Source organism: Dyadobacter pollutisoli, assembly GCF_026625565.1.
Classification (GTDB): Bacteria; Bacteroidota; Bacteroidia; order Cytophagales; family Spirosomataceae; genus Dyadobacter; species Dyadobacter pollutisoli.
In genome coordinates this window covers 6,926,047-6,940,173 of record NZ_CP112998.1, presented here as the reverse complement: position 1 = coordinate 6,940,173, position 14,127 = coordinate 6,926,047, and the positions used below count along the sequence as shown (strand labels likewise).

General features: G+C 44.0%; 14 protein-coding genes. 5 read left to right on the top strand and 9 right to left on the bottom strand.

The annotated features are described in order from the left end of the window. Nucleotides 1–54 precede the first annotated feature (54 nt). Nucleotides 55–888, bottom strand: a complete 834-nt coding sequence (gene mazG / locus ON006_RS28880; protein ID WP_244821651.1) for a nucleoside triphosphate pyrophosphohydrolase — start codon at nt 886–888, stop codon at nt 55–57. A gap of 25 nt (nt 889–913) precedes the next feature. Further along, nucleotides 914–1,396 (bottom strand): PaaI family thioesterase, encoded by a 483-nt coding sequence (locus ON006_RS28875; protein ID WP_244821650.1) that lies wholly within the window; start codon nt 1,394–1,396, stop codon nt 914–916. A gap of 165 nt (nt 1,397–1,561) precedes the next feature. Between ON006_RS28875 and ON006_RS28870 the strand changes: the two genes are divergently transcribed. Beyond that, complete coding sequence (locus ON006_RS28870; RefSeq protein WP_244821649.1) at nt 1,562–2,356, top strand: phosphosulfolactate synthase; 795 nt, start codon at nt 1,562–1,564, stop codon at nt 2,354–2,356. 41 nt (nt 2,357–2,397) lie between these two features. After that, nucleotides 2,398–3,054 (top strand): DedA family protein, encoded by a 657-nt coding sequence (locus ON006_RS28865; protein ID WP_244821648.1) that lies wholly within the window; start codon nt 2,398–2,400, stop codon nt 3,052–3,054. A gap of 136 nt (nt 3,055–3,190) precedes the next feature. Here ON006_RS28865 and guaB read toward each other — a convergent pair whose 3' ends face one another. From guaB to mutY, 6 genes are all read right to left on the bottom strand, one after another. Next, on the bottom strand, nt 3,191–4,666 hold the full coding sequence (gene guaB, locus ON006_RS28860) for an IMP dehydrogenase (RefSeq protein ID WP_244821647.1): 1,476 nt from the start codon (nt 4,664–4,666) through the stop codon (nt 3,191–3,193). Nucleotides 4,667–4,752: 86 nt separating this feature from the next. Continuing rightward, nucleotides 4,753–6,075 (bottom strand): transporter associated domain-containing protein, encoded by a 1,323-nt coding sequence (locus ON006_RS28855; RefSeq protein ID WP_244821646.1) that lies wholly within the window; start codon nt 6,073–6,075, stop codon nt 4,753–4,755. Between the two features lie 112 nt (nt 6,076–6,187). Next, nucleotides 6,188–6,664 carry a single-stranded DNA-binding protein gene (locus ON006_RS28850; protein ID WP_244821645.1) on the bottom strand — a complete coding sequence of 159 codons (477 nt, stop codon included), beginning with the start codon at nt 6,662–6,664 and terminating at the stop codon, nt 6,188–6,190. A gap of 60 nt (nt 6,665–6,724) precedes the next feature. Further along, nucleotides 6,725–7,930, bottom strand: a complete 1,206-nt coding sequence (locus ON006_RS28845) for a Gfo/Idh/MocA family protein (protein WP_244821644.1) — start codon at nt 7,928–7,930, stop codon at nt 6,725–6,727. A gap of 152 nt (nt 7,931–8,082) precedes the next feature. Beyond that, nucleotides 8,083–8,940: a phytanoyl-CoA dioxygenase family protein gene (locus ON006_RS28840; protein ID WP_244821643.1), complete on the bottom strand. Its 858-nt coding sequence runs from the start codon at nt 8,938–8,940 to the stop codon at nt 8,083–8,085. Between the two features lie 109 nt (nt 8,941–9,049). Then, nucleotides 9,050–10,150, bottom strand: coding sequence for an A/G-specific adenine glycosylase (gene mutY / locus ON006_RS28835; protein ID WP_244821642.1), 1,101 nt, complete (start codon nt 10,148–10,150; stop codon nt 9,050–9,052). Between the two features lie 138 nt (nt 10,151–10,288). Between mutY and ON006_RS28830 the strand changes: the two genes are divergently transcribed. The 3 genes from ON006_RS28830 to ON006_RS28820 all read left to right on the top strand — a co-directional run bounded on the left by ON006_RS28830 (nt 10,289) and on the right by ON006_RS28820 (nt 13,296). Then, nucleotides 10,289–10,594 carry an HU family DNA-binding protein gene (locus tag ON006_RS28830; protein WP_015813879.1) on the top strand — a complete coding sequence of 102 codons (306 nt, stop codon included), beginning with the start codon at nt 10,289–10,291 and terminating at the stop codon, nt 10,592–10,594. Nucleotides 10,595–10,623: 29 nt separating this feature from the next. Beyond that, entirely contained in the window at nt 10,624–11,466 is an 843-nt protein-coding gene (locus ON006_RS28825; RefSeq protein WP_244821641.1) for a tetratricopeptide repeat protein, read from the top strand. Between the two features lie 267 nt (nt 11,467–11,733). Next, entirely contained in the window at nt 11,734–13,296 is a 1,563-nt protein-coding gene (locus ON006_RS28820; RefSeq protein WP_244821640.1) for an Rne/Rng family ribonuclease, read from the top strand. A gap of 3 nt (nt 13,297–13,299) precedes the next feature. Here ON006_RS28820 and ON006_RS28815 read toward each other — a convergent pair whose 3' ends face one another. Then, on the bottom strand, nt 13,300–14,127 hold the full coding sequence (locus ON006_RS28815; protein WP_244821639.1) for an enoyl-CoA hydratase/isomerase family protein: 828 nt from the start codon (nt 14,125–14,127) through the stop codon (nt 13,300–13,302).

Sequence of the window (14,127 nt, the reverse complement as noted above, 5' to 3'; positions counted from 1 at the left end):
CATCTTTACTTAGACTGCGCAACTCAAATAAAGTCACATAAAATTTAGATTTTTTTAAGCATTCAATTTTTTCGCCTCATTCCAGTACTCATCCATTTCATCCAAAGTCATTTCCGCCAATGATTTCCCGTCAGCTTTCGACGCTTCTTCCAGGTATTGAAAACGGCGGATAAATTTTTTATTGGTTCTTTCCAAAGCTGTTTCAGGATTGATATCCACAAATCTCGAATAATTGACCAGTGAAAATAACAGGTCACCAAACTCTCCCTCTGCTTCCTTTTGGTCTAATACCTCGCCGGTTTCAATGTTAAAGTTATCCTTGAACTCCGCCAACTCCTCCTCTACTTTACCCCATACCTGCCGTTTATCATCCCAGTCAAATCCTACTCCTCGTGCTTTCTCCTGAATGCGCATTGCCTTCACCAATGCGGGTAATGATGCAGGTACACCTGATAGCACCGATTTATTCCCCTCTTTCAGCTTCAATTTCTCCCAGTTTTGCTTCACCGCCTCTTCCGAATCCGCGACAAAATCTCCGTAGATATGCGGATGCCGGGATACCAGCTTGTCACAGATTCCATCGAGCACATCTTTGATATCAAACTGAAAACCATTGTCTAAACGTGCTTCTGAACCGATTTTGGCATAAAAAACAATATGTAGCAACACGTCACCCAATTCCTTTTTGATCTCGGGCGAGTCATTTTCTATAATTGCATCCGATAATTCATAAGTTTCCTCTATCGTCAAATGCCGCAGGCTGTCCATCGTTTGCTTCCGGTCCCAGGGACATTGCTCCCGAAGTTCGTCCATAATGGTCAGCAGGCGGTCAAAGGCCATCAATTGTTGCTGACGGCTTTCCGATAAATCATTGAATTGTTTTTCCATAAAACAAAGATAAGTGGTAGCCCGGTTAGTCGGCGGAAGGTGCCGGTATTTTCAGGGCTGTTTGAATGAGGTTGCTGGAACATTTGGCTACAATTTTGCCACTGCCATTTGTAATTTGTCCCTCCACATGAATAACACTTTTCCCAGCACGCACTACCTGCGATCTAGCCGTCAGAACATCGCCAACTACTGCCGGGTTTAGAAAATCACAGTTCAGATTTATGGACGTGTAAGCAAATTCCCTTCCCATGGCATACACCATTGTTCCAACAATGTCATCAAGGATCGTTGCTGCTATTCCACCGTGTAAAGTACCCATAGGGTTACACATATCCTCGCGTACGACATATTCTATCTCCATTTCAGAACCGGCAATAGCGATCAGTCTTCCGTTGAGCCACCTGGCGACAGGCGAAAAACTCCCGCTCATATGCTGTCCGATAAATTGCCGTAGAAAAATCAATCTGTGATTTTCTTCGGAAGAAGACATGTTAGTTGATATGGTCATTTCAAATAATTCGGTTTAACCTATTGCCATTGTATATTCTAAAAATAGTAATTATCATAGAACAATATATCCATATGCGGCAATGATATGGATTTTATTGCTACGTATCAAAGGTAATTACTACCTTTGCCGGAGTTTTTGCCAGAGATAAAAGCATACCCATATATGAATTTTACGTTATCGCAAGTCCCTAACCGTACCGAAAAACCCCGGGAGAAGGGGATCACCATGGTGATGGATAAAGGGCTCAGTGTCAGGGAAACCGAAGACATGCTTTCAACCGCAGCGCCTTATATAGATATCGTAAAGCTTGGCTGGGCCACGTCTTTTGTGAGCCCTAATTTGAATGAGAAGCTCGCTGTTTACAAAAACGCCAACATTCCGGTCTATTTTGGAGGTACTTTGTTTGAGGCCTTCGTGGTACGAAATCAATTCGATGACTACCGGAAGCTGCTTGATAAATATGATCTGAAATATGCCGAAGTTTCAGACGGTTCCATTGAAATGGCTCAGGATCTGAAGTGTGAGTATATCCACACTCTTGCCAAGCAAGTAACGGTCTTGTCCGAAGTGGGCTCCAAAGACGAGAACAAGATCATTCCTCCGTATAAGTGGATACAGCTCATTAAGTCAGAGCTGCAGGCTGGTGCATGGAAGGTGATCGGAGAAGCACGCGAATCCGGCAATGTAGGTTTGTTCCGCGCCAGCGGCGAAGTACGACAAGGCCTGGTCGAAGAGATATTAACCGAAATCGCCTTCGAAGATATGCTTTGGGAAGCTCCCCAAAAATCTCAACAGGTTTGGTTTGTAAAACTGTTAGGTGCCAATGTGAACCTTGGAAATATTGCTCCAAGCGAGCTTATTCCATTGGAAACAATCCGGCTGGGCCTGAGAGGTGACACATTCAACCACTTTCTGAATACGAAGACAAAGCAGAAGTGGAAAATTGACTCCAAGTAAATTACTATACATCAAATCTATTTGTCAACTCAAATTTAGCTATGGAATTTTTGACCCAGTTCATTGACTTCTTCCTTCATCTGGACAAGCATTTGTTTAACATTGTTGAAGAATACGGTACGCTCACCTACGTGATCCTCTTCCTGATCGTTTTCACTGAGACCGGACTGGTGATCATGCCGCTGCTCCCGGGAGATTCCCTGTTGTTTGCTGCCGGCGCTATTGCTGCCAATGAAGGTACAGGACTAAATGTCTGGCTGATCATCATTGTTCTGATCATTGCAGCGCTAATGGGCGACAATGTCAATTATTTTATTGGCAAAAAATTCGGTGGCGTAATCAAGAAAAAAGAACGAATACTCTTCCTGAAAAGGGAATATCTCGAAAAAACGGAGGCTTTTTACGAAAAACATGGCGGTAGCACCGTGATCATGGCCCGCTTTATACCGATTGTACGCACAGTAGCGCCGTTCGTGGCTGGTGCAGGAAGCATGAACTATTCCAGGTACATTATCTTCTGTATCGTTGGCGCCATTCTCTGGGTACCATCGCTTACATTGCTGGGCTTTTTCTTCGGAAATATGGATATCGTGAAGAAAAATTTTGAACTGGTAATATTCGGAATTATTGGTTTCTCAATCCTGCCAATGATTTTTCAATATATCAAAAGCCGTTTTGCGAAGCCTTCGGCAGCATAGGGAGCTTTCGGCTGTCAGCTTTCGGCAATCGGCTTTCGGTTTTTTAGATAGATATTAAAAAAATGCCTCGCGAACTTCAAAGTTGCGAGGCATTTCTATTTTTATTCAAAAGCTAAAAGTCGACGGCCGAAAGCCCCTAAGATTTCGACGAATAGTTTGGCGCTTCCTTCTGGATCATTACATCGTGAGGGTGGCTTTCTTTTACTCCAGCAGAGGTTATTTTAACAAACTGCGCTTTTTGCAATGCTGTAATATCGCCAGCTCCGCAGTAGCCCATTCCTGCTTTTAGTCCACCTACCATTTGATATACAATTTCAGAGACCTTGCCTTTGAATGGTACCCGGCCTACAATTCCTTCCGGAACCAGCTTTTTCACATCATCTTCGGCATCCTGAAAATAACGGTCTTTCGAACCATCTTCCATGGCTTCCACTGATCCCATTCCGCGGTAAGCTTTAAATTTCCTTCCTTCGTAAATAACGATCTCACCCGGAGCTTCGTCACTTCCTGCGAGCATAGAGCCGATCATGATCGTACTTGCGCCGCCAGCCAGTGCTTTGGTCATATCTCCTGAGAAACGGATGCCTCCGTCAGCGATTACAGGAACATCTGTGTCTTTCAATGCTTCTGCGGCCCACATTACTGCGGTCAGCTGAGGTACACCGATGCCGGCAATGATACGGGTCGTACAGATACTGCCTGGCCCTACCCCTACTTTCACAGCGTCGGCACCTGCTTCTGCCAGCGCTTTGGCTCCTTCGCCTGTGGCCACATTCCCTGCGATCACATCCAGTTTTGGAAAATGTACCTTAACAGATTTCAATGCTTCAATTACACCGAAAGAATGTCCGTGAGCAGTATCAAGGCTGATGACATCGACACCGGCCTTTACCAACGCTTCTACGCGCTTCAAAAGATCGGCAGTAACACCTACTGCAGCCCCTACTCGCAACCGACCGTACTCGTCCTTACATGCATTCGGGTGCGATTTACGTTTCAGGATATCCTTATACGTAATCAATCCGGTGAGCCTGTACTCTGAGTCTACGATTGGGAGTTTTTCAATTTTGTATTCTTGCAGGATCTTTTCAGCATCGTCCAGAGACAGTCCGTCGGAAGCCGTGATCAGCTTATCCTTCGTCATGATGTCGGTAACGGGTTTTCCCATTTCTCTCTCAAAACGCAGGTCTCTGTTGGTAAGGATACCGATCAGTTTGTGGTCCTTGTCGATAACGGGAATACCTCCGATCTTGAATTCGCGCATGATCTGATGCGCATCACCTAGCGTGGCAGTATCTGAGAGTGTGATCGGATCCAGGATCATTCCGCTTTCAGAACGTTTTACTTTTCTTACTTGCTCAGCCTGCAATTCCAGGCTCATGTTTTTATGGATAATTCCGATACCACCTTCCTGCGCCATAGCAATGGCAAGTTCGTATTCTGTTACAGTATCCATCGCAGCAGAAACAAGTGGAATGTTCAGCTCGATGTTACGTGTCAGCTTGGTTTTTGTTGTTGTATTGCGAGGCAGAATTTCTGAATAACCAGGTATTAGAAGAACGTCGTCGTAAGTGAGTGCCTCAAAGAGGACTTTGGATGGGTCTGTGCTCATAGCAAATAAACTATTGTTATTTGCCGGGCAAAATTAATAATAAGTTTGGAGGAAATAAAATCAATTGCACTTTTTCTTTAGCGTCATCATTTCTCCAAAACCAGGACACGCACTTTTTTGATCCGCTTTTTGTCCGCCGACTGTACTTTAAACGTCACTTCACGGTGTGTAGCAACCTCCCCTGCACGTGGCATCTGAGAGAACAATTCTAGTAACAGCCCCGCCAACGATTCGCTGCTACCTCTTACTTCATCAAAGTAATCCGTCTCTAGGTTCAGTAACCGGCACAAGTCGTTGATCAGTACTTTTCCTTCAAAAACATAAGTATTCTCATCCACCTGGGTGTAGTTAACCTCGTCATCCTCATCGTATTCGTCATTGATATCTCCGAAAATTTCTTCAATGATATCTTCCAAAGTAATCAGTCCGCCAGTCCCGCCGTACTCGTCCACCACGATCGCCATATGCACCCTGCGGTTTTGAAAATCCTTCATCAGATCGTCCAGACGTTTACTTTCCGGGATAAAGTAAACAGGCCGCAAAAGTTTTTGCCAATTGAAATGCTCATCCAGATGAATATGCGGGAGCAAATCTTTCACATTCAGAATTCCCTCAATATGATCCAGATCGTCACGGAAAACCGGTACACGCGAGTATCCCGATTTATTGATCTTGTCCATTAATTCATGGAAATTCAGTTCAATATCAAACGCGGTAATGTGAAGCCGCGCTTGCATCGCTTTTTTCGCATTGGTCTGTCTGAAATTGGCCAGTCCGCGTAAAAGATCTGTTTCTTCTTCGCTTTCAGCCTTTGCTTCCAGCATTTCGGTAGTTATTTCTGCTCCTTCGAGTGTAAGCACTCCAAAGGTATAACCCAGCTTCATAATAGGTTGTGTTAGCGGCCTGCATATTTTGATCAGAAACTGGGTAAGACCCGAAATCTTAGGGATCAGTTCGTTAGCACGCCTTGCACTATTGTACCGTACAATAGCATCCAGCCATATCCAGAAGGCAAGTGCTCCCAGGATAACCCAGGTAACTAATTCGCTTTGGTCAATTTGTAAATGTATCCAGGCTAGTCTCGCTGCCAGCAGCAACGCAAATAATGTGATAGCGCGCTGAACTATTGAAAGCGCAAGTTGCTGTATGCGGCTGGGAAGGTTGTTTTCGGAATCACTTTTTCGCTCCCAGGGGTTTTCCATTGCACCGGATGCCGCATACGCCGCACGTATCCCGGAAAGGAAAAGGGAAATTATAAAAAGAAAAATAATGAGGATTAAGTCGTAGGGAGCTAAGAAATCAATGGGTATGATCACCCCTGCCAAGATAGGTTGCGTACTTCGTTGGGGAAATAAAATCCCCGTACGCGTTCGGGAAAGTGGATCGTCACTATCTTCAGTTTCTTTCACAAAATACTATAAAACGTTCATATTGGACATTCAATAAGATAAATGTAGCGATTCTACCTCAAAAATAAATATTCTTTCAAGGCAGAACCGCTTAAATATTTAGAATGTCTGGTTAAAACGGCAAATCATCGTCATCATTTCCAGCTGCCAGTGATGGCGGAATTGGATCAGAAGATCTTGGGGATTGGTTGCCACGAGGAGCTGACGGTTGAGAATAACCTTGTCCGCTGCTTTCGCCTCCTCCACCTCCGCCAGCAGGGCCGCCAAGTAGCGTCATGCTGTTAGCGCGGATGGTTACGCCAGTTCTTTGCTGCCCTTCCTTGTCCGTCCAGCTGTCGGTACGTATCCGGCCCTCGATGTAAACCTGATTCCCTTTTTTCAGGTACTTCTCAGCCACTTTGGCCAATCCTTCCCAAAGTTCAATCCGGTGCCATTCGGTGTTGTCCACTCTTTCGCCACTTTTATTTGTATACGATTCAGTGGTTGCGATATTAAATTTGGCTACTGCCGATCCGCTTTCCAGGTATCTTACCTCTGGATCGCTGCCCAAATTTCCTATCAGTATTACTTTGTTTACGCTTCCTGCCATGGTTTTTGTTGTGGATGATTTTAAAATGTAACATTAAAGATAACTTGTTTGAAGACTTTTTCAGACATCCTGCTCACTGATTTTCCCTGTTTTTTTGTCTTTCAAAATTAACTTATTGCGGCCATCATGTGTCATTTCCTGTTTGATCAAATAATAGTCTTCGTTATATGAGACGTAATTTGAAGGTTTGGTCACATTTTCTTTTCCACGCCAGACGGGGAGCTCTACTTTTTCCCACAATTTGGTCTTCGCCGATTTATAGGCAGCGTCAATAACCGCATTCACAATGTAGCCGTCATAGAATGTTTCCGCAGGTTCAGTACCTTTTTCTGCTGAGTTGAACATATCCGTAAACATGTGATTGTATCCAAGGTCATTGACCTCATCTCCAACCGGGAAAAGCCAGCCAGTATTGCTTTCAGCCTTTTCTGCTACATAGTCGTCGCCTTTTCCGTCTGGGTTCTGACCGGTGGTAAACATTTCAAATCCTGTCCTCAAAAAGTTGTTGATCCAGATTGTACCCTCTGTGCCCATTACTTCGTCCCGCAAATCCATACCTCCGCGGAATGTCCAGCTCACTTCAAATTGTCCGATCGCGCCATTTTCATATTTTACCAAAGCAATAGCGTGATCCTCGGCATCGATAGGTTTCACCTGCGTATCCGCCCAACACATTACTTCAACGGGCCTGATATCCTTACCGATAAAATTCCGTGAGATTTCAATGCAATGGCAACCCAGGTCCAGAATACATCCGCCACCAGCCTGCTCAATGTCCCAAAACCATTCACTATGCGGGCCAGGGTGGGCCTCACGAGACTTCGCCCAAATAATCCTGCCCAATGATCCGTTTTTCACGCTTTCCAGTGATTTCAAAAATTTCGGTGTATAGCACAGATCTTCCAGATATCCCGCAAAAATTCCGGCCTCTTCAACCGCTTTCATCATACGAAGTGCTTCCTCTCCATTCCTCCCCAGCGGCTTTGTAGAAACAACTGCTTTCTTATGTTTGGCACAAAGCAATACGGCCTGCTCATGAATGTTATTAGGCAGCGCAATGCACACCATGTTCACGTCAGGGTGCGCGATCACTTCCTCCATATCCGACGACCAGAAGTCACAGCCATAGTCAGTCGCGAACTTTTGAGCACTTTCCTCTCTCCTCGCATAAATAGCCACTACCCTATCCCGGCCGCGCTGGCCATGAATGGATTCCGCATAAAAACGTCCGATAAAACCGGAACCAAGCATTGCAATTTTCTGCATATCAGCAATCAATTTAAGATTTTAGGAACTAGTCAGTTTTGGTCACTTATCGTCATTTATGGTCAGGAGTTGTCATTTATTGTTTTTTCCTCTAATGACGACTTCTGACAACACGTGACTATAAATGACCATTCATGACTACAAATGACAGATTAAGACGTTTTCACTTCCCCCTCCCAGCCAGTAGTTTTCAATGCAGGATCATCTTCTTTTCTGAGAAAATCAGCATTACCGAACGAAGTTGCCTCCCATTCCGTCAAAGCATGGTCGGGGACAATGGAAACCGGTACTTTCCAGGATGTGGAAGTTTCGCTGTAAGCTATATTGGATTGAGAGTTGTAGCATGAAATGAGCGACCATCTGGGATGATCAGATAAGTTGGCTTCAGAGCGGTGCATCAGGTTACTATGGAAAAATAATGCGTCCCCTGGCTCGATTTCACAATAAACGAGCTCCATAGTTTTCAGCGCGTGGTTCACCATTTCCATATCCGCCCCTACTTGCTCACCTGCAAAACCATGATTGACCCTGCCCATTTTATGCGAACCTTTAATGACCTGCAAACACCCGTTTTCTTTATTTGCAGGAGTCAGTGCAATCATAACGCTCATTAGCTGGTCTGGAAAAATAAACTGGTTTTTGTACCAATAGCCGTAGTCCTGATGCCATTCCCACGCGCCGCCTACTTTCGGCTCCTTTTGCATCAGTTTGGTATGAAAATGGCAAACCTGACTATCCTGTCCAAGCAGCTGCCACACCGAATTAACCATTCTTTCACTCCTGATCAGGTAGCCAAAAACGTCGTCTCCCGGTGTGAACCACAACGATAGTTTTGTTTTCCTTCCCGACTGGTCATTCAAGTCCATTGCATTTTTTTGCATGACCGAATTTTCCAATGCCGTATGATATAATTTATCAGTTTCCTCTTTTGAAAAAAGACCTTTGACAACGACATAACCGTCCCGGTTGTAGTCATTGATCTGATTGGTACTTAGGTTAAAACTTGCCATAGCTTATTCATTGATACATGTTAAGTACAAAAATATATTACTTAAAACACAATTAAAACCAAGCAAAGAACTTAACCTTGTCAGTTTACCGAAGACATTGCCAATCATCTTAAAGATAATTTTCCTCTTTGAGCAGCGTATCAATCAGGATCGGTTTCGGAAGAATTTCAATTTGCTCTTTTGTATAGAAAGCCATTCCCGGGGGTAAATCTATTGTATCGCCCGGCTGAAAATCAATCCACCAGAAACGTACATTCAACCTTTGGTGGGTGAGAATATGAGTGTACAGTCTGGGGATCTCACTGATCCTGCCTTTTTTGAGCAAAACCCGAAGTATCGGTTCGTCGTCCATGTCATCCGGCGAATTCACGGCAGTTTCAGACTCCAAGAGATAAAAATCGTACAGACCTTTCCATATATCTCTGCCAAGCCGCTCCCGCATCGCCAGTTCATCATTCTTTCTGATCAGAAAATAGTGGAGGGACCGGTGCCGTACTGTGAGCTTCTTGACCTTGACGGGAAGCTGGCTCTGCATTTTGAACTCGTAGGCAAAGCAAATGTCATTGAAAGGGCAAATCTTACAGTCAGGGGAAACCGGAACACATTGTATTGCTCCAAACTCGATCATTGCCTGATTGTAAGTTGCCGGGTCGTCGAGCGAAACCAGCTCCTTTGCCAGAGCCGCAAATTCTTTTTTCCCCTCATTGCTCAACATATCCGACTGGATCCCAAAAATCCGCGACATCACACGATACACATTGCCATCGATGGCCGCTACCGCCTCCCCAAAAGCAAATGATGCGATGGCTGCTGCGGTATAGTGGCCCAACCCTTTCAGCTTCGAAAGCTGTGCGGCCGTTTCAGGGAATTTTCCTTCAAATTCGCCGACGATCTGCCTCGCCGTGAAATGCATATTCCTGGCCCGGGAGTAATATCCAAGCCCCTGCCACAGCCGCAATACGTCACGTTCGTCAGCTTTGGCAAGGTCAAAAACGGTCGGATAGTTCAGCAGGAATTTTTCATAATATGGTGTTCCCTGAGCTACCCTGGTTTGCTGGAGAATAATTTCCGACAACCAGATTTTATACGGGTCATTGGTTTGGCGCCAAAGCAGAGGACGGTGGTTTTTGAGATACCAGGATTTAAGTTTTTTGTTAAAATCAATTACCTGAAAATGATCCGGTACCATATAATTTTCGCTTATGTGCACTGTTTTTTAACCAATTAGAAAAAAAATGAAAACCCCATCCTTTTAAATACTGGTAAAATTACCGTACCTTTGTGTTCCCAAAATTTAGAGGAGTAAGTAAATAAATGAAATAATATCCACTTAAAGTAAACAATCAAAGTGACTAAGGCAGACGTAATCGCACAGATTTCTGAGAAAACAGGCGTAGACAAGGGCGACGTTCAGCAAACGCTAGAATCGTTTTTCACCGTGGTAAAGGACTCACTTTCTGATGGTGAGAACCTTTATGTAAGAGGTTTCGGTAGTTTTATTAATAAAAAACGTGCGCGTAAAGTTGCCCGTAACATTTCGAAGGGAACTTCAATGATTATTGACGAGCACTTTGTACCAAGCTTCAAGCCTGCAAAAGTTTTCGTTGAACAGGTAAAGGAAAGTGACAAACTGAAAGCAGTCGCTGAAAAGTAATTACCTGAAAAGGTTTAGGTTATAATAGTATGAAAAAGTCTATCATTCTTTCTTGCGTTCTTGCAGTTGCTTTGGTTGGAACATTGTTCAGTCTTCCAAAGGTCGTTGTAAATACAAAAGGCAAGGAGGTAGACAAAGAAAGGAGCCAGACGGCGGCAGCTTCTACGGAAACAGCACCTGAAACTCCTTCCAAATCGCATGATGGAGCCACTTTATCTGCTGATCAACAAAAAATTGTAGATCAGTTGAGAAGTGGTTTCATTAAAGCGGAGGAAAAAGAAAAGATAACCGCCGGGTTGAAATTATCAGACAAATTCGCCGAGCTGCAAAAGTTTGACAGTGCGGCTTTTTATGCTGAGAAAGTAACCCTTTTGTCTCCTACCATCAACAATCTGGTGAGAACGGGCGACCGCTACTATGAAGCTTATGGCTTTGCCATAGACGAGCAGAAAGCAAAAAACCTGGGAGCAAAAACCCGCGAATATTATCAAAAAGCAATTGACCAGAATCCTGGATTGTTAGCTGCAAAGGCTAATATGGCAATGACTTACGTGAATACAGAGAACCCGATGCAGGGAATTTTGATGTTGCGTGAGGTAATTGACTCGGATCCTACCAACGAATTGGCTTTGTTCAATTTAGGGATTTTATCCATGAGATCTAACCAATATTCAAAAGCTGCTGACAGGTTCAGACAGATTTTAACCAACAATCCTGCTAACACCAAAGCGAAATTCTATTTGGGATTAACACTGGTGGAGCTCGGAGACAAGGAACAGGCACGTAAGGTTCTGTCGGAGGTTAAGAAAGAGGAAAAAGATCCGGTTATCCAGCAAGCCATCGGCGAACTGGAAGGCCGTCTGAACAATTGATCAGCAGAAAATAAGAAAACCATTTTTTATTTATAAACGACATATTTATGCCTTGCGGAAAAAAAAGAAAGAGACATAAGATCTCCACTCATAAGAGAAAAAAACGCCTTAGAAAAAACAGACATAAGAAGAAATAAATGGTCATGACCGGGTTTTTAATTATTAAGATCCGGTCATGCCTTCTTCCCCTCGTATGTAATGCCCCTTTTATTCTGAAAAGCGGGAGGTTAAGTATCAACATTATATAGCCATTTAGTTGGTTGAACATTGAGTAACGAATTACTAATCAATTCTACTCAAAAGGGAGAACGTATAGCCCTTTTGCAGGATAAACGTCTTTTAGAATACCACGTCGAAACACCGGACCAAAGCTTTACCGTTGGGGATATCTATCTCGGTACTGTAAGGAAGCTGGTAGCCGGGCTTAATGCCGCGTTCGTTGATGTCGGTTTTGAAAAAGATGCGTTCCTGCATTATCTCGATCTGGGGCCTAATATCAACTCTCTCAACAAACTTACCAAGGACGTTATCTCCAAGCGGACCAATTCAGGCAAATTGAATAATTTCAAGATGGAGCCTGAGATTGAGAAGCTGGGAAAAATTGATAAAGTCCTTTCCAAAAATCAGCCTATACTTGTCCAGATTGTTAAGGAGCCTATTTCAACAAAAGGCCCGAGACTCTCCTGTGACATTTCCATTGCCGGTCGTTACATTGTACTGGTTCCTTTTTCTAATTCTGTTAACCTTTCCAAAAAGATAACAGACAAGCAGGAAAGAAACCGTTTGCAGCGGTTGATGTCCTCTATCAAGCCCGCTAACTTTGGCGTAATTATTCGCACCGTTGCCACAGGCAAGGATGTGGATGAGCTGAACAAAGATTTGCAGGATTGCCTTGACAAATGGGAAAATGGCATCAAAGCGCTTCGTGATGCTAAGCCTCGCGACCGTGTCATAGGCGAAATGAACCGTGCGTCTTCCATTATCCGCGACATGCTGAACGAATCATTCGACAGCATTACAGTGGATTCCAAGGAAGTGTATGATGACATTAAAGCTTACATTCACAACATTGCGCCGGACAAGGAGAATATCCTGAAATTGCATAATGGCAAGAACAAGCTTTTCGAACAATTTGGTTTGGAAAAGCAGATCAAGTCATTATTCGGCCGCTCTGTTAGTCTTCCGAATGGTGGTTACCTGATCATTGAGCATACTGAGGCATTGCACGTTATCGACGTAAACAGCGGCAATAAATCCAATTCTGAGGAAGATCAGGAAGCTACCGCATTAAGCGTAAACCTCGAAGCAGCTAAGGAAATTGCCCGTCAGTTGCGCCTTCGTGATATGGGTGGTATCATCGTCGTCGATTTTATCGACATGAAGAAAGCGGAAAACAAACGCGTTCTTTTCGATATGATGCGAGACGAAATGAAAGGAGACCGTTCGAAATATACGGTGTTACCACTTTCAAAATTCGGGTTATTACAAATTACACGCCAACGTGTAAGACCTGAAATGAACATTGTTACCCGCGAAACATGCCCTACTTGCGGCGGAACGGGTACCATTCAAGCGAGTATCCTGGTGTCTGATGTAATCGCCAACAACCTGGATTACATTTTGACCAAACAAAATGAACGTGGAATTACCGTTTCACTCCACCCATTCTTGCATTCTTATTTTACAAAAGGGATCATTTCTGAACAGGTAAAATGGCTTTTCCATTACAAAACCTGGGTTAAACTGATCAAAGACACTTCCCTGGGAGTTGTTGATTTCAAGTTCCATAACCGTTACGGCGAGGAAATTGAGATTGTACCGGGTAACTGAGAATCACTTCCCTGTCCAGTCTGGTTTTCTTTTTTCTTTAAATGCTGAGGTACCTTCTTTGGCGTCGTCCGTTTGCAGAAGCAAGTCAAGCTGCGCTTTCAAAAAACTATGTCTTTGATTTTCCGGAATTTCAGATAAATCCCGAAATGCTTTCATGCCCGTTTGAATAGCTAGCGGCGCATTCTGAAGAATTTGATGTGCTAATGTGATTACTGCGTTGGCAATGTTGTCTTTATCTGAAATTTGGGTTACAAGCCCAACATTATAAGCCTCTTGCGTATCGTAACTTTTAGCAGTAATACACATTTCCAGCACTTTTCTTGCCGGAATAATCTGCATGAGTGAGGCCATTACCTGCATCGGCCATAAACCGCGTTTTACCTCGGGAAGACTGTAAGTTGCAACATTTGTACTCACCACGAAGGTGCACCCACAGATAATCAAAAACCCACCCGCCAGTACCGGCCCTTCTACCTGCGCGATACTTGGTTTCAAAAGCTGGGCAAATGCGTCTCCAAGCTTTACTTCCTCCCGAATAACAGGCAAATCCGGATTTTTAATGTCAGCAGATTGATCATGAAAAGCATTCAAATCCGCCCCAGCGCAAAAAACCGGTCCTGACGCATTAACAATCACACACCAGACCTCCGGATTGAAATGAGCATAAGCCAGCGCAAAAGTGATTTCTTCCGCCATTGTCGGCGTAAAGGCGTTACGCTTTTCCGGACGGTTCAGTGTTATTGTGAAGATATGACTTGACAAAGAAGCTTTGATGTACAAAAATGTAACGCTATCAAATTTTCGTACATCCTCCTTTGTGTAGAATCGCAT

Coding starts and splice junctions, on each gene's coding strand:
- mazG (WP_244821651.1), bottom strand. CDS start 888: ATGGAAAAACAATTCAATGATTTATCGGAAAGCCGTCAGCAACAATTG.
- ON006_RS28875 (WP_244821650.1), bottom strand. CDS start 1,396: ATGACCATATCAACTAACATGTCTTCTTCCGAAGAAAATCACAGATTG.
- ON006_RS28870 (WP_244821649.1), top strand. CDS start 1,562: ATGAATTTTACGTTATCGCAAGTCCCTAACCGTACCGAAAAACCCCGG.
- ON006_RS28865 (WP_244821648.1), top strand. CDS start 2,398: ATGGAATTTTTGACCCAGTTCATTGACTTCTTCCTTCATCTGGACAAG.
- guaB (WP_244821647.1), bottom strand. CDS start 4,666: ATGAGCACAGACCCATCCAAAGTCCTCTTTGAGGCACTCACTTACGAC.
- ON006_RS28850 (WP_244821645.1), bottom strand. CDS start 6,664: ATGGCAGGAAGCGTAAACAAAGTAATACTGATAGGAAATTTGGGCAGC.
- ON006_RS28845 (WP_244821644.1), bottom strand. CDS start 7,930: ATGCAGAAAATTGCAATGCTTGGTTCCGGTTTTATCGGACGTTTTTAT.
- ON006_RS28840 (WP_244821643.1), bottom strand. CDS start 8,940: ATGGCAAGTTTTAACCTAAGTACCAATCAGATCAATGACTACAACCGG.
- ON006_RS28825 (WP_244821641.1), top strand. CDS start 10,624: ATGAAAAAGTCTATCATTCTTTCTTGCGTTCTTGCAGTTGCTTTGGTT.
- ON006_RS28815 (WP_244821639.1), bottom strand. CDS start 14,127: ATGCGATTCTACACAAAGGAGGATGTACGAAAATTTGATAGCGTTACA.